This window comes from uncultured Gemella sp., assembly GCF_963537375.1.
Lineage (GTDB): Bacteria > Bacillota > Bacilli > Staphylococcales > Gemellaceae > Gemella.
Window position 1 is genome coordinate 67,127 of record NZ_CAUTDQ010000003.1, and the last position, 19,931, is coordinate 87,057.

The window sequence follows — 19,931 nt, forward strand, 5'->3', positions numbered from 1 at the left end:
AACTTTTATCAAGTTGAATTTTATATAGATTAAAAGTTGAAGTTTAAGAAAAATAAAGAGAATTTTATAGGAGATTTTTATGTTTTTAGATGAGGTAAAAATATTCGTCCGATCAGGTGATGGTGGGAATGGATTAGTAGCATTTAGAAGAGAAAAGTATGTTCCAAAAGGTGGTCCAGCAGGTGGTGACGGTGGACGTGGAGCAAACGTTGTATTTATAGTTGATGAAGGTTTAAGAACTTTCATGGATTACCGTTATCAGAAAAAATTCGTAGCACCTAATGGTGAGAACGGAATGAGTAAAGGTATGCATGGTAGAAAATCTAAAGATTTATACTTAAAAGTACCACCTGGGACTGTAATTCGTGATACTGATACTGGGGAGGTATTAGCAGACTTAGTAGAACATGAGCAGGAAGTAGTAGTAGCTCGTGGAGGTCGTGGAGGACGTGGAAACTGTCGTTTCGCAACACCTTCAAATCCAGCGCCAGAAATCGCTGAAAATGGTGAACCAGGAGAAGAAAGAAATCTTACATTAGAATTAAAACTTATGGCAGATGTAGGTCTTGTTGGATTCCCTTCAGTTGGTAAATCAACATTATTATCAATAACATCAAAAGCAAAACCAAAAATTGCTGATTATCACTTTACAACATTAGCACCAAATCTTGGAGTAGTAGAAACAAAAGACCACAGAAGTTTTGTTATGGCTGACCTTCCAGGATTAATTGAAGGAGCTAGTCAAGGTGTAGGTCTTGGACATCAGTTCTTACGTCACATCGAAAGAACGAAAGTTATTGTTCACGTAGTAGATATGTCAGCAACTGATGGCCGTGATCCATATGAAGATTATAAAATTATTAACCAAGAGTTAGCAGAATATAACATGAGACTTTTAGAAAGACCTCAAGTAGTAGTAGCTAATAAGATGGATATTCCGGTGGCTAGTGAAAATCTTAAAGAATTTAAAAAACAATTAGAAAATGATGGTGAAGATGTAGATATCGTTGAAATTTCTGCATTTACACGTAGTAATATCGATAATTTACTTTATAAAGTAAGTGATATTCTAGATAACACAGATCCAAATACGTTATATGAACTTGATACTGAAGAAGAAAGTATGGAAAACAGAGTTCTTTATAAACATAAACCTAAGGATGAAACATTCAAGATTACTCGTGATGACACAGGTGCTTATGTAGTAAGTGGACCTGGTATTGAACGTGCATTCTTAATGACTGATTTCAACCGTGATGCTTCTGTTAGACGTTTTGCTCAACAAATGCGTTCTATGGGTGTAGATGATGCTTTACGTGATAGAGGATGTAAAAATGGTGATACTGTTAAAATTCTTAAAGGTGAGTTTGAATTCGTAGAGTAGGAGATAACCACTGTGGATAAAGAAAAAGTTTATTATATAATTAGAGAAGATGTATTGCCAGAAGCTGTAAAGAAGACGTTAGCGATGAAGAAAGCTTTAGAAGAAGATTCTAAATTATCAATTTTAGAAGCTTCGAAGAGATTTGATTTAAGTAGAAGTGCATTTTATAAGTATAAAGATACAATTTTCCCGATTCAAGATGTGAAAAGACAATCTATTCTATCACTATCTATTGATGTTGATGATATTCCTGGAATATTAGGCAGAATTTTAGCGGTTGTTAATGAAGCTAAGTGCAGTGTACTTACTATTCACCAAACAGTACCGATTAATGCAAAAGCTACGATAATTATTTCTTTAGAGCTAAGTTCAGGTGATATAAATATTGAAAAATTAAATAAACGAATTAAAGATCTTGAGTTTGTTAATTCAATTAAAGTAATTGGTTTAAGCATGTAAAGATAGTTTAATAAATATTAAATGTAGGAGAACAGAGTAGGGAAGTCAGTTTCCTATGTCTGTTCTCCTTTTTATTTTAGAAAGGTGAATTATGCAGAAAAATGATATATTCGAAGGGAAAGTTATAGATTATACCCATGATGGACTTGGTGTAGTAAAAATTGATAATTTTCCGATTTTTATTGAAGATGTTATAGAAGGTGAAGTAATCGAGTTTAAGATAATTAAATTAAAGAAAAATCTTGGTTATGGAAAAGTTCTTAATATTATTGAAAGTTCTAAAAATAGAGTTGATGGTATTCCAAAAACTTCAGGAGCAAATTTAGTTCATATGAACTATGAAGAACAGCTGAAGTTTAAGAAGAAAAAAGTTCAAAATGTTATGGATAAAGCTCTTGGAAAAGATGCTATTGAAGTATTAGATACGCTAGGTATGGAAGATGGATACCATTATCGTAATAAGTCTGTGATTCCAGTACAAAAAGTTAATGGTGAAGTTAAGATGGGATATTATAAACCACGAAGCCATGATGTTGTTAATATAGAGAAATGTTTTATTCAATATGACGAACATAATGTATTAATGAACAAATTACGTAGTCTAATTTCAGAGCTTAACTTATCTGTCTATGATGAAAATAATCACTCAGGGGCAATTAGACATATTATGTTTAGAACGAACACCCTAAAAAGTGAAATTATGGTTGGTATTGTCGCGAAAGAGAAGTTTAATAAACTAGATGAATTCGTTGAAAAAATATCTAAATTAGATGATAGAATCGTTAGCATTATGTTGAATATTAATGATAAGAAGACAAATGTAATCTTTGGAGACAAAACTGAAAAATTATTCGGACAAGATTATATAACTGACATCCTAGATGGAATAGAGTTCAAGATTTCACTTCGTTCATTTTATCAAGTAAATCCAATTCAAACAGAAGTATTGTATAGTAAAGCACTAGAACTTGCTGAATTAAAAGAAACTGATACTATAATAGATGCCTACTGTGGTATTGGAACAATAAGTCTATTCGCAGCGAAAAAAGTTAAGAAAGTATACGGTATTGAAATAGTAGAAGCGGCTGTTTTAGATGCTCGAGAAAACGCGAGAAATAATAATATTGAAAATGCTGAATTTTTACTAGGTAAGAGTGAAGATGTAATTAAAAAATTAATCTCACAAAATATAAAATTAGATGCAGTTATCGTGGATCCTCCACGTAAAGGATGTGAGGAAAGTTTCCTACGTGATCTTGCAGCTATGAATATAGAAAAAATAGTCTATGTTAGTTGCAATCCAGCAACATTAGCTAGAGATATGGAAATTATGAGAGGTCTAGGTTATAAACTAGGAGCAGTGCAACCTGTAGATATGTTCCCAGGAACGTATCATGTAGAAGCGGTCGTTTTAATGACAAAAGAGTAGACCGAAGCCATTAATTACGAATGTTTTATGCGATAGCTGTCGCAGAACGTTAGTACTGGGGTAACAGCGAACCGCCGAGTTGTGATATTGCTTGTGAAATGTGGATAATCGTTCAAAAATCAGAAGGATTAGAGATGTATATGTTGGAATTATATCAAAATCTTTCTTATAAAGATCTAGTCGCATTTGGGTCCTTAAAAGAAGGAAAAGAATTTGTACCCAAAATAACTGGATATACTATAGAAAATGAAGATGATTTTGTTTAAGGTAATAAAGTAGAAATAACGAACATTTATATGAAAGGTTTAGAGTAAACATGAGTCTCTTATTTGAAGAATTTAAAACCATTTGTTTCCATTTAAATCGAGTCGGAATTACACCGACACTGATGGGGTCTTTGGGATTGGAGTTTAGAACGAAAGAAAATTGGGGGCCGTCTGACATTGACATTCATGTGCCTGGTGACCCTAGAGGTTGGGAAGCACCTGATCATCTCAGAATTTATGACTGGGACAAGATAATGAAAGTGATGAAAGACTTAGGCTACGTCTTAATAGATATTCATGAGCATGAATTCAAAAAGGATCGAGTGAGTGTTGAATTTGGAAGTATTGATTCCTTATCTGATTTTGCAGGAGTTTCGGAATCGGATATAGAGCTTATTCACATTGAAGGTATCACTTTTCGTCTTCCAAGTCTGGAGCAGTATCTAAGTATTTATAAAGCTTCTTCTCAAGACTCTTATCGAAATGATCACAATAACAATAAGGATTTTAGAAAGATCGAGTGGCTAGAAAGACATTTGTGAATTATCATATGAAAAGTAGTAAGTTGTAAGACTGGCTGCTATGTTATTTTTATCATCATTTTTATTGGTCATTTAATTTATACTATATTGGCTAGTAATAGAATTAGTAAAGAAAAGGATTTTAAATTTTTAAATCAGCTTATCCATTATTGAAAGTAACGATTTTTAATTAGATGATTAATGTTAGAGAATTATTAATTGTAATTTTAAGTGGAGTTATGGATGTCGTTTCTTTTGGAAGTGATGATAATCTTTCCGTTCCACAGTATCATTTCAAAATGATTTTCATTGCCTTTTGTTTATTAGTATAAAAGTAGAATATTACCACATGTTGAAGCGGTAACACTGCTTGTACGAGCTTAGACATCAGCAAAGTAGAAGTGGATGCTCCGCTCATGTGATAGTATTAGTAGAACGAGGAGGGAAACCGACGAAATGATACGATAAGTTCGAACTGTTGAGTGTGTAAGCTTGTTAGAGAAACGTTCCTAATAGCTATGAATAAATTATTGAAATGCTTCTTTTACTACCAATATTTTCTGTTCTGAATGTGGTTCGGCATAAGGAACTGAGGTAGATTTATAAGAGACTATGACAGGGAAGTTATAGTCTTTTTGAGGTTTTAATGGTATAATGAGATTATAAATGTGTATAATGTTTAAATTATCTGGAGGACGCATAATGTTGAATTTAGTAAAAGGTCACCGAGTTAGCATGGTAGAAAACCTGTTTGAGTCATTTACAAAGTTAACTGAACAGCATTTGATGGCGAATGTACACGCAGAAAAAATATTAGAGGTTTTTCAGCACTTTATTGCGATTCATGACGAGCCCTTGTTTTTTATTTTGGAATTGCCTGTCAGTATTGATAGAGAAAAAGTAATAGCAAAGAATATTATCAACGAATTACATAAGGATGTTTATTATATTGATAATTGTTCAAGAGAGGAATGCCTTGTACTGTTGATAAGATACGGTGATTTGCTTGTTAATGATGGACTAAGTAAGTTTGGATTTGGTGGGCATAAAAGTCATGATGAAATTATGCTTGATAGCTATAATGTTGTGACAATTTATAGTAAAGAACTATCGAAATTTAATGACTTTTTTGAACCTCATAATATTCAATTTGTAGAAGAACTAGTGACAGCTTGGGAAACTTTTTCTGAGACTTCACCAGGAATTTCCGAAATCTATGAAAGTAACGGTAAAACTGTTTATGATTTGCCTATAGAATTAGCTGAATGGGGAATATATTTAGCTGAAACTCGAACAGAATAGGCATTTCTATAGATTAGAAAGAGCATATTTCAATTTCTCTGACACTCCAAATTTAACTTTAGTAAATTTTTAGAAGAAACAGTAGTAAATATGTGTTTAACTGCAACTAGTAAGTTGCGGTTTTTTATTGGTTGGTATCGTTTCGACATACCCATTTTAAGGCGAAAATAGGTATTCTACCATTCCTTTGTACAGTGGATATGAAATGCGTTACTCGTTGGAGAACTGAGCCATGTTGAAACAGTCGTTTTAATGACAAGGGCGTAGACCAAAACCATTAATTACGAATGCTTTAAGAGATAGTCGTCGCAGAGCGGTAGTGACGAGGTAACAGTGAACAGCCGAATATGTGACGTTGCTTTTGAAAGGTGATTAATAGAAGAAAATTATAAAAGATAATAATATAGTATTTTGTAAAGGGAGGGATTAATTGTGCCAAGACCAACGACAAAAAATGATTTAATGATAGTTGCTAAGGAAAGTTATGAAAAGTTAAACTTACTTATTTCAAAGATGACGAGTGAAGAGTTAAATACACCTTTTGATTTTTCAAAAGATAAAAAGAAAAAGGAAGCTCATTGGAGAAGAGATAAAAACTTAAGAGATATCTTAATTCATCTCTATGAATGGCATAAACTTGTTTTGAATTGGGTACATTCCAACCAAAAGGGAGAAGAGAAATCATTTATTCCTGAACCATATAACTGGAGAACTTATGGCGATATGAATGTAGAATTTTGGAAAAAGCATCAGAATACGTCTCTGGAAGATGCGATGAAAGCTTTACAAAAATCTCATAAAGATGTTTTGAAACTAGCCGAAAACTTTACAAATGAAGAATTATTTTCAAAAAAAGTTTATAAATGGGTTGGCGGGAGTACATTGGGATCTTATTTTGTCAGTGCTACTTCTAGCCATTATGATTGGGCTATGAAAAAAATAAAGGCCCATCAAAATAATTGCAAGTAAGCCATAAATGGGAAAATACAAGGGAGTAAAGATAAATCAACGTAAACTTCCTTTTTGATTGCTAATCTAACGACAAAAAAGTAAATTTTGTTCTCTACTTTGATGAGAATCTTTCTTTTGAATTTATCAACACGAGCATTATTTCGATAGATTAATAAATACTTTATCTATATTGCATTGACTCGAAAAGTTAGATAGGAGATATCTAACTTTTTGGGTCATCGTTTTTTAATTTAGCATATTTATAATGATTTGCAATATTATATAATTAAATATCATGTGAAATTATATAATCAAATTTAATCTCAAAAATATATTGATAGAATAGTGAAAATGCTAAAATAAGAATATATAGTTTTGACAAAATAAAGTAGTGTAATGTAGTGTTCTTGTTCTACATTTTTTATTATTGGTGAACCTCAAGCAATATAGTATAATAGAATAAAGAAAGTTGATTAAGGTTGGAAAGTTAGATATACATGAAGTTTTGGAGGTGAGTGTGTGATAGAAATTAGACCTAGTTTTAAAGATATAGAATCATTTGAGGAATTTAACAAGTACTATTGGTACCGAGAAGAACTTTCACAAATATGTAAGTCTCTTGGACTAGAGTATAGATGTACAAAGAAAGAATTAAACTATATTATTGAACAATATTTCAGGGGGAATAGAATAGAAAAGTCTACAAGGAAAGTAAACAAAAAACATGCCGAAGTAATATCTTTAAATACACCATTGCTAGAATGTGGTTTTTCTTTTAACCAAAAATTTAGAGATTATTTTTCAGCCGTGACTGGAGTTAGCCCGTTTAAATTTAATGCTGACATGGCAACGGCTTGGAGAAAAGTAAAAAGTGATAACGATAAAGAATTTACAATTCAAGATATGATAAAAATTTATTATGGAGAGTCAGATTATGCAAAGTATGATAATTCGACTTGTCAGTGGAATCAATTTCTGAAAGAATTTTGTGCAGATGAACACAGCAATAATTATTCTAACAAGTTAAAAGTTGCAGCTGTCCTTTGGAAAGAAGTTAGAAACTCAAAAAATGAAAAAATTTATTCAAAACAACTTCTAAATGAATATGGGTTCAAATTAGAGAAGTACCGCAAATAAAAATATATTGAATACTTTTTAACGATAGTGCACATATAAAAAATTACGAGGATATTATAAGATGAACAATTATATAAAATTTAATGAGGATAGATGGAATAATGTAAAAAATGACTATACTGAGCCATTGTCACATGAAGAATTAGAAGAAGCTAGAAATAATCCAATTTCCGTTGCATTAACTGTTGGGAAAAAAGTTCCAAAAGAATGGTTTAAAAAAGCAAATGGAAAAAAGATATTAGGTTTAGCTTGTGGTGGTGGACAGCAGGGCCCGGTTTTTGCTATAAAAGGTTATGATGTAACCATAATGGATTTTTCTAAATCACAATTACAAAGAGATGAAATGGTTGCTAAAAGAGAAGGCTTAAAAATTAACACAGTGCAAGGTGATATGACAAAACCATTTCCATTTGAAGATGAAACTTTTGATATTATTTTTAATCCAGTCTCAAATGTATATGTAGAAGATTTAGAAAATATGTATAAAGAAGCCTCTCGAGTATTGAAAAAGGGTGGATTGTTAATGGTCGGATTTATGAATCCTTGGATATACATGTATGATGCTGATATTGTATGGGACAAACCCGATGTAGAATTACTTTTAAAATACTCAATACCTTTTAATTCAAGAGAGCTTGAAGAGGAAGGGAAAATAACTATAAATCCAGAATATGGATATGAATTTAGCCATACCTTAGAAACTCAGATTAGAGGGCAACTAAAAAATGGTCTTGCTATGATAGATTTTTATGAATCGTGTGACAAAAGAAATAGATTATCACGTTATGGAAATGACTATATAGCTACACTTTGCATTAAACTATAATGGTTATAGAACATACTTCAGGAGAATAGCCCGTTTAAATTTAAAGCTGATGGGGTAATGGCTTGGAGAAAAGTAAAAAGCGATAACGATAAAAAATTTACAATCCAAGACATGATAAAAAAAATATATTGTAGAGAATTGGATTACGTCAAGTATGATAATTTGATTTACCAAGGGAAAATATTAAAAACTAAAGTTAAGTATAATGTTAGAAAAAAGTTAGGTGATATTAAATGGTTAAGTATAGTGATGAGGATATTAGAAAATTAAATAAGATAACATTAAAAATAGCTGGAGATTATTTGGGAATAAGTTCTCAGGCAGTCGCCTTAGGGTTAAGAAATAATCTTCTTCCTATAGGTTTTGCTATTCATAATGAAGAGAAAGATAGACGTTTTACAGAAAGTTGGTCCTATCATATTATTGCTGAAAGAATGATTTCTTATAATAATGGAAAATTGTCTGAAATACGTGTTGAGCATATAGAAAAGAGTTTGGATAAAATTATAGGTGAATTCAATAGCTTAAAACAAGAACTACTTTTTATATTAAGCGAAAATGCAGAAGTGAAGAATTAGAAGTTTTTGAATATGCATTTTCGCTAGGAAAATATAAAGATAAGGATGTAAAATATAAAGGTAAAGGTGATTTTTATGAAGATGATTAAAACATTTTTTAGAGAAGAACTTTATGAAGAAATTTGGGAAATAAGTGCTAAGCAAGTTTCATTAAAATATGATTTAAACTACTCTGATTTACTAAATAAATGTAGAGAAGCTGACATCCCAATTCCTAAGAGTAGTTATTGGTATAGGAAAAAAACTGGACAAGATTTAACTGATTTTATAATTCCCTTACCTAAAAATAAAGTTAGTGAAGTTCATATTTATAGAAAGACCTTAAAAAATAGTAAATTAAAAAATACCGTGAGGAAGGAAGAAACATCTAAAGAAAATTTCATAGATAATTTTACAATAGATGCTGATAGTATTAAAGATTCATTGTCATTTTTGGATACAACTAAGGTTGATCGTATTATTGAAGTTATTTCAAATCAGACTCATTATTCAAATAAAAGACTTCATAAAATTGTAGCAAATTTGAGAGCTAGTATAGAAGAATGGAATAAAAGAGAAAAAGAAGCTGCATATCCATATTTTGATTCTAGGCATAGGTTTAATAATCTGGATAAACCAAGGTTTGTAAAAGATATTCCTTTAAGTTCACTTCCTCGTTTATATTGTTTTTTAAATACACTTGTCACTATTATTGAAAAACTTGGAGATAATATTACAAAAGATTTTGATATTAAAATTAATAAAGATATTGTTAGTTTTGAGATTGTAGAATTGACCGATAAAGTAAATCATGAACTAACTAAAGAAGAAGCAAAAAAACTCGCTGAATACAATGATAGTAAGAGACATGATACATATGCCAGTAAACCTAGAATAAGAAAGTATGATTATATTCCTAATGGTAAATTTCGTTTTAAAATTATAAATGGGAGATATATTAAAGATACTCAGCAATTTACAATTGAGCAATCAATACCAGAAATTGTCATTATGATTTACCAGGAATATTATAAAATAAAAAACTTGAGGATTGAACGAGAAGAAGCAGCACGTCGTTACGCAGAAGAGATGGAAGCCAAAAGAAAATTACAAGAGAAGATTGAAGAAGAGAAAAAACGAACTTTATCTCTGCTTAATATGTTAGATGATTTTCAAAAGGCAAATGATTTGAGGGAAATGGCTGATCGCTTAGAAGAGGTTGGTAAAATTAGTGATGATGAAATTAACTGGATTAGAGCTAAGGCTGATTGGCTCGATCCTGTGGTATCATCAACTGATGAATTATTAGGAGATAGGAATCATCACGATTCTAAAGAACAAAAAGAAAGATATCTAAGTGAGAAAAAATATTATTGGTAAATTTATTGATTGTGTATTCAAGTAATGAAAAATTTGGTATTAAGTTAAAATTATTTTATGAAGAGTAAAAGGTATTAAAGAAAAAGAGGTATAAAAATAAGAAAATAACATTAATAATACCCCTTTTACTGGACTAAACGGTAATAGGGGTATTATAGTATTAAATTTAATAATTTTGATATTTATCATATATGCTGGAATATTTTCTTTGAACTGTTAAAAAAGAACAGTCTGCTTAAACATTATTTTGATTTTTTTATTTCTCAATTTATTTACTAATTAAATGTGACATAAAAGAAAAACAAAAAAATAAAAATGTATGTCTGAAAAGACAGCTTAGTATTACAACTAGAATTGATATTAAGACTAAACCCTTAAAATAAGTTTGGGAAATAATAAGAAACTTGACATTATTAGTTTAGTACATTATAATGAAATTACATACCGGTGGTATGATAGAGAGGAGATACTATGGCAAGGAATAGAAATCCACATGAAACTAGAAAAAAAATACTAGAAGTTTCTAAAGATTTATTTTTAAAAAAGGGATTTGATAATACCTCAATACAAGATATAATAAATGGATTAGGTGGATTGACAAAAGGTGTTATTTATCATCATTTTGAATCGAAACAGGAGATATTACAATCAATTATTAAAGAAAATAATCAAGAAATTCTAAATTATAATTGGAGGGGAGATACTGGATTAGAAAAAATACAAAATTCTTTGATGGATGCTTTCTCTAATTTTGAACAACAAAGGCTTGTATATTCAGCTTCGATAAAGTTAAGAAGTCCACGTTTGTTAGGAGAACAGTATTTAAGTTTATTTTCTGATTTTTTACCAGAAATTAGAGAAAGAGTTTACGAAGGTGTTAAAGATAAATCAATTAAAACAGAATACCCAGAAGAACTGGCTGATTTGATTGTTTTAACTTTGAATATTTGGATTGGATTCCAAATTTCTGTTTATTCAGTAGAGGAACTGAAGAGAAAAATGAAATTCGTTAAACTTTCTTTTGATGGACTAGGGGTACACTTGATTTCTGATGAAATGATGGGGGTAATTTTCCAATTATTTGATCACTTAAAAGGTGTTAAATAGATAGTCTTATTATATTCTCGTTAGTAATAACTTTTTATCGATTTAATCAGTTATTATTCTATATATATTTTTTTTAAGTATTTGATATTTTAAAAATAACATACTCAGGTATGTTATTAAAAACCTTAATTACATACCGGTAGTATGTTTTATTTTTAGTTTCCCGCATACCGAAGGTATGTATAATAGTGTTATTTTATTAAAACGATTATTTTAAGTATGTTTTGAGAATAGTTTAAACAATATAAACTATATTTACTTTTAGGAGGAAAAAATCTATGTTGTCGCTTATTAAAATTGAAATAAATAAGGTTTCAAAATCTAAATTATTTTTGGCTTGGTTTGCTACTATATTGATAGTATTAGGTGTCACGGGAATTATAATTATGGGGCTAGGTACGGATAATAAATTAGGAGAATTTGTAGGGCAGAGTTCTAATAATTTTAGAATTGCTGGTAAATGGGGAAATTGGGCAATAGCAACATCATTGTTTTCATCTTTATTTACAAAAGCAGCATTTTTAATTTTTGAAGCTTATTTATTGTCTATAATTTTTATTGATGAATTTAAACAAAGAACAATTTTTCAGTTGTTTTCTTACCCTATTTCTAAAATAAAATTACTATGGGGAAAAATTATATCAGTGATTTTAATATCATTTATTGCTCATTTTACTGCACATTTAGTTATTCAATTGTTAATTAAATTAATCGCGGTTTTAACTGAATCAAATTATATCCCAGTAGTTAATCAATTAATTAATTTAGTCGGAACTACGTTTGGGACAGTATTAATCGGGGTATTACCTTTTGTTATAGGTATGATTAAGTATTCAACACCTATAACAATGCTTTCAGGACTCGGCTTAGCAGCATTACTATCTAATGCAACCCCGGGGAGTTTAACTAATAACTTTGTTGACAATCCATTATTCTTAATATTTGCTAGTTTCATAAGTATAATTATTGCTTCAGTTTCAATTTATAATATTTCAAGAAAAGATATTAATATCAAATAGTTATAGATTAATTTAATGGAATGAATTTTTTCAGGAATAAAATGAAATGGCTAAAATAAGTAATAGTTCTTTTATAGTTACTTTACAAGAAGATACTTATACAAGTTGATATTTATATTCCTGAAGGAAATGAATTTCGTATTGGAAGTTGGATATAGAAAGAGAGGTATAGAAATGAGAAATGTTGTTGAAATAAAAGAACTTTTTAAAACTATTGATAAGGAGGAAATTTTGAGTGGTATTAACCTTCAAATTGCTGAAGGGGAAATATATGGTTTTTTAGGTCCCAATGGTGCAGGGAAAACAACTTTAATGAAATGTATGTTGACCTTATCAACTATTACATCTGGTAGTATTGAAATTTTCGGGAAAAATTTACAAGAACACAGAGAGGAAATTCTAAGTCAGATTGGTAGTATTATTGAAACAGCAATTTTTTATGAAAACTGTACTGCAAAAGAAATCTTGAAAATTCATGCTCAGTATATGGGGAAAAATATTACTGAATCAGATATAGTGAGTAGCTTAAGTATGGTAGGATTAAAAAATACGACTAAAAAAGTAAAAGAGTTTTCGTTAGGTATGAGGCAGAGACTTGGTCTAGCTAGAGCTTTTTTAACAAAACCTAGATTATTAATTTTAGACGAACCAACTAATGGTTTAGATCCAATTGGAATTCAAGAAATTCGAAATCTTTTGCTGTCGTTTTCTAAGGATCATGGAATTACAATATTAATCTCAAGTCATATCTTATCCGAGATATCACAGATAGCAGATAAGATTGGTGTTATAAAAAATGGAGAGATGATTGAACAAATTTCTATGAAAGAAATTATGAGAGAGAATATTGACTTAGAAAAATATTTTATGTCGCATTTTCTAAATAAAATTTAAGTGTTATGAGGGAGATTAAGAATGAAACAACTGATAAAGAACCATAAAAAATCTTATTATGCTTTCATGATTTTTAATATGCTAGTTCCTTTAACTAATATTGCTTTTGCTTATTCTATTAAAGGTATTATTGATAGTGGAATGTCGCAGAATAGAGAAGCTCTGACCAAAGCGGTACTAGTTGGCGCTGCTGTTATTTTCATTTATGCAGGTCTTAATTTTATATCTCTTCGAATGAGAAATAAACTTGTTAGCGGAATTATGTTAAGGTACAAAAACAAGGTGTTCCACTCTATTTTAGATAGTGATTATAGAGAATTTTCTAAGGAAAAATCAGGGAAATATATTTCTATATTGACTGAAAATATGAAGAAAATTGAGCAGGACTATTTATACCAGCATTTTAATATTTCAAAAAACTTTTCTTTGATGATTTTCTCGCTACTAGCCATGTTTATAGGTAACTGGTTTTTAACTTTATTGGTTATCATTGCCAGCGTTATTCCAATGATAATTTCAGGAGTTATTGGACAGAAGTTAGCTTCTTTACAAAATAGTGCTATTATTGCTGATCAGAAGTATTTAGCTAAGGTTAAAGACATTCTATCAGGATTTCTGGTTATTAAAAGCTTTAACATGAAAGAAGCTGTCCGTCAGGATTACAATTATGAAAGTGAAAAATTGGATGAGATTTATTATATAAAAGGGAAATTTGATGTTTTGGCTAGTGTAATTTCTCAGCTTTCAGGGATGATTGTTTTTTTAGTAGCTTTTGGTGGAGGAATGTATCTTGTCTTCGATGGTCATACCACAATTGGGAGTGTAACAGCTATTGTTCAATTAGTAAATTTTGTAGTAATGCCACTAAATGAAATTGGTATGGGAATAAGTAAATTTCGTGAAGGTCAGGTTACACTGAATTCATTTGAAGTAAAAGATGCAATCGAACTTCAAACTGGTAAAAGGAAAGAATATTTTGATGATGTAATTTCTTTTTCAAACATAGATTTTTCTTATCCTAATGCTGAAGAAAAGATTTTTAATAATTTATCTTTGGATATTCAAAAGGGAGAAAAAATTGCAATTGTAGGTATGTCAGGGAGTGGGAAATCAACTTTACTCAATCTATTATTGCGTTTTTACGATGTAACAAGTGGGAACATTTCAATTGATAATCAAGATTTGCAAGATATTTCGTCAGAGAGTCTGTATAACTTAATAACTGTAGTTCAACAAGATGTTTATATCTTTGATGATACTTTAAGTGCGAATATTACCCTTAATCAACCTTTCGCAGAAGATGATATAAAACAAGCTATACAGCAGTCTGGGTTAGAAAACTATATTTTAGAAAATGAATTAGGTCTACAAACTTTATGCGGAGAGAATGGATCGAATCTATCTGGTGGGCAAAAACAGAGGCTTAGCATTGCGCGTGCCTTAATTCGTAAAACACCAATCTTATTACTGGATGAGGCTACCTCATCTTTGGACAATCAAGTTACTACTGAAATTGAAAATTCAATCTTGAAAATCCAAGATTTGACAGCTCTTGTTGTCACACATAAGTTGAATAAAACTATTTTAAAAAAATATGATAGAATTATTTTTATGAAAGAAGGAGTCATTGTTGAAGATGGTTCTTTTGATGACTTGATGTATAGGGAAGGTGAGTTTTATAAGTTGTTTGGGTTGAGTACATAATTTTGATAGTGAAGGGAGATCAGTAGGTAAATTATTAACAGAGTATTATTATTGGTTGTAGGTCAAAGTTCAAATATAGTGGCTTATCTCATAGAATATTTATAAATGATGGTTATTGTTTTTAAGTAGTAATTTGTAAATTAGAAACTTATAATATTGATAATCTCTATCAGTAGAATATATTTGTTGTTTTATAAGTATTAGTATATAATCGTTAATTAAGAGATATACATATTTAGGAGAACAAGAATGAAGTTAGAAGATTTTACAGAACAGGAACAGATTAAGAAAGGTCTTACTTTTTCAGTAATTAGTGATAAAGAGACTGCAGAAAGAATACTTTCATTAGTTCCTGAAGAATTAATGAAGAAGATTCCATTTTTCGTAAGAAAACATGCTAATACTCGTACTGTTAAGAGAATTTCTGTCGAGTATCCAGAACTTTATGCAGCAGCTCAACAAGAAGGTGAATGGCCAGAAAAAGAAAAAGAAGAGCTACGTAAAGTTATTACAAATATTTTTCAAGAGAAAATGAATAAACATCAAATTAGATAATATAGAATTTTTAAAATGATATATTATTAAATGTCGATATCAGAAAGTTAAGTAGAGTATTTTAGCTTTTTGATATTGGCATTTTTATTTTGAAAGTTATAAAAGAGTCACGTTAAAGTAAAATTATTATGGAAAATAAATCCCTGAAAAATAAAATTACGATGAAAAATCGAAAAAGTTTTTTTGTCAAGAAAAATTTGTTAAAAACACAAAAACTGACGAAAATAGTTTTTTAGAGGTTCTGCCAAGTAACTAAATAGCAAAATTTGTGTTAGAATTCACTTTATAAGTATCGCCTTTATAGCTATCATCTAAAATGGAAAAATCTAAGTTTGTGAAATTATTGACAGTTTGATTACTGTTCATAAGTTTTATAAATACTTGTTTATTATCGAAACTATTCAGATATAAGGCATGTAGGAGCTAGTATTTTCTATATTTTTGATAAAGATTTGTGTTATAATATTCATATGAATAAATTCCTTTCTGTGAGTGTCGCAATTTATAGTTTAAAGAAATTTATTCTTTTTTCTACTTTTTCTGTAATAATTTTACTATATCGAGTGTAGTACAACCTTTACATTTTATCAAAAAGTGTATTATAATAAAAGAAAACACAAATGAGGTGAAGAATAATGAAATATGAAACTATGTTAGAACGTTTTTTAGGATATGTTAATTTCAAATCTAGATCTAATGCTGCTAGTACAACAATCCCGTCTACTCCAGAGCAAAAAGATTTCTTACGTATGTTGAAAGGTCAACTAGAAGAACTAAATCTTAGTGATATAGTTTTAAATGAAGAAAATTGGTTTTTAACAGCAACATTACCAGCTAATACTGATAAGCCTTATGATAAAATAGGTTTTATTTCACATGTAGATACAGCTGATTTTAATGTTGAAGGAATAAATCCACAAGTTATTGAAAATTATGATGGAGAAGATATAGTTTTAAATAAAGAATTAAATATCGTAATGACTAAAGAAGAGTTCCCTAATTTAAGCAATTATAAAGGTCTTACATTAATCACTACGGATGGTACAACATTACTAGGTGCTGATGATAAAGCAGGAATTACTGAAATAGTAGAAGCTATTAAATACCTAAGTGAACACCCTGAAATCGAACATGGAGATATTCGTATCGCATTCGGTCCCGATGAAGAGATTGGACGTGGTGCTGATCATTTTGATGCAAAAGGATTTGCTACGGATTATGCTTATACTATGGATGGTGGAGTTCTAGGAGAACTACAATATGAAAGCTTTAATGCTGCACAAATTACATATAAAATTATAGGAGTAAGTGTACACCCTGGTACAGCAAAAGGGAAAATGAAAAATGCTAATATGATTGCAGCTGAACTAGCTTCATTATTCCCAGAAAAAGAAGTACCTGAGCATACAGAAGGGTATGAAGGATTCTACTTACTACACAATATGCAAGCGAGAATTGAAGAAGCGGAAATGGTTTATATTATTCGTGACCACGATAGAGAAAAATTCCTTGCACGTAAAAAATTTGCAGAAGAAGTTGCTGCTAAAATTAATGGAAAATATGGTAATGTTGTTGAATATGAATTATATGACCAATATTATAATATGGGTGATGTAATTAAAGAAGATAAACGCTGTGTTGAAGTAGCTGAACAGGCTATAAAAAATGTTGGTGTAACACCATTGATAATTCCAATACGTGGAGGAACTGATGGTTCTAAAATTTCTTACATGGGTATTCCAACTCCTAATATTTTTGTCGGTGGAGAAAATTTCCATGGACAATATGAATTCAGTTGTTTAGAACATATGACAAAAGCTGCTGATACAATAGTGGAGATTGCTAAATTAGCAAAAAAGTAGAAAAAATAACACCGTGGTGTCAAAGATAATTTATGAAACTATATAATATATACTCGATTATAATAATATTAAGTTAATTGTGAGGAAATTAGTTCAAGAATTAATTTAAAATTTAATAGAAGAGTAGCTCAAAAGCAAGGTTTGTAACGAATCTTGCTTTTAATTTTTTGTCACTTAAGGACTGATGTCTTTTTTATATAAAAGTATTTTGAAATTTGAAAAAAATGATAAAAAAATATGCATTAACTCGCGATATATGGTACAATAGTAATGTATATTAACTAAAAAATTGAAAGAGAGGATGGTTGTAAGATGACTAAAAAAACATTTTATGTTACAACTCCTATTTATTACCCAAGTGGTAACTTACACATAGGACATGCCTACACAACGGTTGCTTGTGATGCATTAACTAGATATAAAAAATTAAGCGGATATGATACATACTTTTTAACAGGTACAGATGAACACGGTCAAAAAATTCAACAAAAAGCTCTAGAGAAAGGAATTTCAGAACAAGCTTATGTTGATGAAATGATTAAAGATATTAAAAAATTATGGGAAGCTATGGATATTAACTATAGTAAGTTTATTCGTACTACAGATGATTATCATGAGAGAGCTGTTGCTGAAATTTTTGATAGATTAGTTGAAAAAGGTGATATTTACCTTGGAGAATATAAAGGTTGGTATTCAATTAGTGATGAAGAATATTTCACAGAAACACAACTTCAAGAAGTATTCAGAGATGAAGAAGGTAATATGATTGGTGGTATTGCACCAAGTGGAAATGAAGTTAAATTAGTAAGTGAAGAATGTTATTTCTTCAAAATGAGTAAATATGCTGACAGATTAGTGAAATACTATGATGAGCATCCTGAATTCATTTTACCTGAAAGCAGAAAAAATGAAATGCTTAACAACTTCATTAAGCCAGGATTGGAAGATTTAGCAGTTACTCGTACAACTTTCGATTGGGGAGTGAAAGTAAAATCTAATCCAAAACACGTTGTATATGTTTGGATTGACGCTTTAGTTAACTACATTACAGCTTTAGGATATGCGACTGGAGATAGTGAAGAATTATTTAATAAATATTGGCCTGCAGATGTGCAAGTTGTTGGGAAAGAAATTGTACGTTTCCACGTAATTTATTGGCCGATACTTCTAATGGCATTAGATTTACCACTACCTAAGAAAATTTTTGCTCATGGTTGGTTATTAATGAAAGATGGTAAAATGAGTAAATCTAAAGGTAATGTAGTTGATCCATATATGTTAATAGAACGTTACGGTTTAGATTCAGCTCGTTACTATTTATTACGTGAGGTTCCATTTGGACAAGATGGTATCTTCACACCTGAAAGTTTTATCGATAGAATTAACTCAGATTTATCAAATGATTTAGGAAACTTATTAAACAGAACCATTTCAATGATTAATAAATATTGCGGTGGAGTTATTCCAAAATTTGTGGAGCCAACTACAGAATTTGATAAAGAATTAATAGCTTTATCAAAAGAAGTTATTTCAGAGTATGAAGAATATATGGAACATATGCAGTTCTCTAAAGCGTTAGAATCAGTTTGGAAGTTCATTTCTAGAACTAATAAATATATCGATCAGACTACACCATGGATTCTAGCTAAAGATGAAGCTAACCAACCTGAGTTAGATAAGGTAATGAACTATCTAGCTGAGAGTCTTCGTATTGCTACAATTTTAATAGCGCCAGCTTTAACAAAAGCTCCTGTTGAAATTGCTAAACAATTAGGTGTTAAAGAAGAATTATTAGTATTTGAATCAGCTAAAACATTTGGAGTATTTGATGGAACGATTAAAGTTGTAGAAAAACCAACTCCAATTTTTCCTAGATTTGATAAAGAAGTAGAGGTAGAGTATATTAAAACTAAAATGTCTCCAAAGGCTTTAGAAAACTTAGAAACTGAATCAAAAGAAGAAAAAGATGATACTTATGTAGAACTTGCTGAAGAAATTACAATCGATAAATTCTTTGAAACTTCTTTAAGAGTTGCAGAAATATTAGAATGTGAAAAAGTTAAGAAAAGTTCTAAACTGTTAAAATTTAAATTAGATTTAGGTAATCACCAAAGACAAATAGTTTCTGGTATTGCTAAATATTATGATCCAGCAGAATTAGTTGGTAAAAAAGTAGCTGTAGTAGCTAACTTAAAACCAGTTAAATTATGTGGTGAATTAAGTGAAGGTATGATACTATCAGCTGAAAAAGATGGTATTTTACGAGTAGTAGAAATAAATTCTGAAATTCCTAATGGAGCAGAAATTAGGTAATAAAAAAGAGAATATAGCTAAATGCTTTATTCTCTAGTCTGTAAAAATAATTGTTTTTACAAAATTTGTTACTAATTAAGAGGAATTGTGAGTCTTAAACTTAGTTTTTTTGTCGAGTTAGGGGCATGGAAAAAATCACCTTAGAAATCTAGGCAGCATTTTGCTGTTTAGATTTTTTCGGTTATATACTAAATCCGGGGTATGGAAAAATTCGGGTCTATAATAAATACGGTTGATAATAAATATCAGCCGTATTTAAATTTAT

Annotated in this window: 18 protein-coding genes; all 18 read left to right on the plus strand. The window is 30.0% G+C overall.

Annotated features, from left to right (window positions below):
- Nucleotides 1-79 precede the first annotated feature (79 nt).
- The 18 genes from obgE to metG all read left to right on the plus strand — a co-directional run bounded on the left by obgE (nucleotide 80) and on the right by metG (nucleotide 19,666).
- On the plus strand, nucleotides 80-1,384 hold the full coding sequence (gene obgE, locus RYK99_RS01455; protein ID WP_314989474.1) for a GTPase ObgE: 1,305 nt from the start codon (nucleotides 80-82) through the stop codon (nucleotides 1,382-1,384).
- A 12-nt stretch (nucleotides 1,385-1,396) separates the two neighbouring features.
- Complete coding sequence (locus tag RYK99_RS01460; protein WP_003146618.1) at nucleotides 1,397-1,843, plus strand: ACT domain-containing protein; 447 nt, start codon at nucleotides 1,397-1,399, stop codon at nucleotides 1,841-1,843.
- A 91-nt stretch (nucleotides 1,844-1,934) separates the two neighbouring features.
- On the plus strand, nucleotides 1,935-3,272 hold the full coding sequence (gene rlmD, locus RYK99_RS01465) for a 23S rRNA (uracil(1939)-C(5))-methyltransferase RlmD (RefSeq protein WP_314989477.1): 1,338 nt from the start codon (nucleotides 1,935-1,937) through the stop codon (nucleotides 3,270-3,272).
- A 98-nt stretch (nucleotides 3,273-3,370) separates the two neighbouring features.
- On the plus strand, nucleotides 3,371-3,538 hold the full coding sequence (locus tag RYK99_RS01470) for a hypothetical protein (protein ID WP_314989478.1): 168 nt from the start codon (nucleotides 3,371-3,373) through the stop codon (nucleotides 3,536-3,538).
- Between the two features lie 50 nt (nucleotides 3,539-3,588).
- Complete coding sequence (locus tag RYK99_RS01475) at nucleotides 3,589-4,080, plus strand: nucleotidyltransferase (RefSeq protein ID WP_314989480.1); 492 nt, start codon at nucleotides 3,589-3,591, stop codon at nucleotides 4,078-4,080.
- A 681-nt stretch (nucleotides 4,081-4,761) separates the two neighbouring features.
- Nucleotides 4,762-5,361 (plus strand): hypothetical protein, encoded by a 600-nt coding sequence (locus RYK99_RS01480; RefSeq protein ID WP_314989482.1) that lies wholly within the window; start codon nucleotides 4,762-4,764, stop codon nucleotides 5,359-5,361.
- Between the two features lie 432 nt (nucleotides 5,362-5,793).
- Nucleotides 5,794-6,330 (plus strand): ClbS/DfsB family four-helix bundle protein, encoded by a 537-nt coding sequence (locus RYK99_RS01485; protein ID WP_314989484.1) that lies wholly within the window; start codon nucleotides 5,794-5,796, stop codon nucleotides 6,328-6,330.
- 501 nt (nucleotides 6,331-6,831) lie between these two features.
- Nucleotides 6,832-7,449: an SAP domain-containing protein gene (locus RYK99_RS01490; protein WP_314989486.1), complete on the plus strand. Its 618-nt coding sequence runs from the start codon at nucleotides 6,832-6,834 to the stop codon at nucleotides 7,447-7,449.
- 61 nt (nucleotides 7,450-7,510) lie between these two features.
- A complete protein-coding gene (locus RYK99_RS01495) occupies nucleotides 7,511-8,275 on the plus strand; it encodes a class I SAM-dependent methyltransferase (RefSeq protein WP_314989488.1) in 765 nt (254 codons plus the stop codon).
- A gap of 233 nt (nucleotides 8,276-8,508) precedes the next feature.
- Nucleotides 8,509-8,853, plus strand: a complete 345-nt coding sequence (locus tag RYK99_RS01500) for a hypothetical protein (protein ID WP_314989490.1) — start codon at nucleotides 8,509-8,511, stop codon at nucleotides 8,851-8,853.
- A gap of 75 nt (nucleotides 8,854-8,928) precedes the next feature.
- The gene (locus RYK99_RS01505; RefSeq protein WP_314989492.1) at nucleotides 8,929-10,212 is read left to right on the plus strand and encodes a cellulose synthase; all 1,284 of its coding nucleotides are present in this window, start codon (nucleotides 8,929-8,931) and stop codon (nucleotides 10,210-10,212) included.
- Between the two features lie 471 nt (nucleotides 10,213-10,683).
- Nucleotides 10,684-11,319: a TetR/AcrR family transcriptional regulator gene (locus RYK99_RS01510; RefSeq protein ID WP_314989494.1), complete on the plus strand. Its 636-nt coding sequence runs from the start codon at nucleotides 10,684-10,686 to the stop codon at nucleotides 11,317-11,319.
- A 278-nt stretch (nucleotides 11,320-11,597) separates the two neighbouring features.
- A complete protein-coding gene (locus tag RYK99_RS01515) occupies nucleotides 11,598-12,338 on the plus strand; it encodes an ABC transporter permease (RefSeq protein ID WP_314989496.1) in 741 nt (246 codons plus the stop codon).
- 174 nt (nucleotides 12,339-12,512) lie between these two features.
- Entirely contained in the window at nucleotides 12,513-13,232 is a 720-nt protein-coding gene (locus tag RYK99_RS01520; RefSeq protein WP_314989497.1) for an ATP-binding cassette domain-containing protein, read from the plus strand.
- 21 nt (nucleotides 13,233-13,253) lie between these two features.
- Nucleotides 13,254-14,936, plus strand: a complete 1,683-nt coding sequence (locus tag RYK99_RS01525) for an ABC transporter ATP-binding protein (protein ID WP_314989499.1) — start codon at nucleotides 13,254-13,256, stop codon at nucleotides 14,934-14,936.
- 249 nt (nucleotides 14,937-15,185) lie between these two features.
- Nucleotides 15,186-15,491, plus strand: a complete 306-nt coding sequence (locus RYK99_RS01530) for a hypothetical protein (RefSeq protein WP_314989501.1) — start codon at nucleotides 15,186-15,188, stop codon at nucleotides 15,489-15,491.
- Between the two features lie 635 nt (nucleotides 15,492-16,126).
- Nucleotides 16,127-17,353 carry a peptidase T gene (gene pepT / locus RYK99_RS01535; protein ID WP_314989503.1) on the plus strand — a complete coding sequence of 409 codons (1,227 nt, stop codon included), beginning with the start codon at nucleotides 16,127-16,129 and terminating at the stop codon, nucleotides 17,351-17,353.
- A 312-nt stretch (nucleotides 17,354-17,665) separates the two neighbouring features.
- A complete protein-coding gene (gene metG, locus RYK99_RS01540; RefSeq protein ID WP_314989505.1) occupies nucleotides 17,666-19,666 on the plus strand; it encodes a methionine--tRNA ligase in 2,001 nt (666 codons plus the stop codon).
- Nucleotides 19,667-19,931 lie beyond the last annotated feature (265 nt).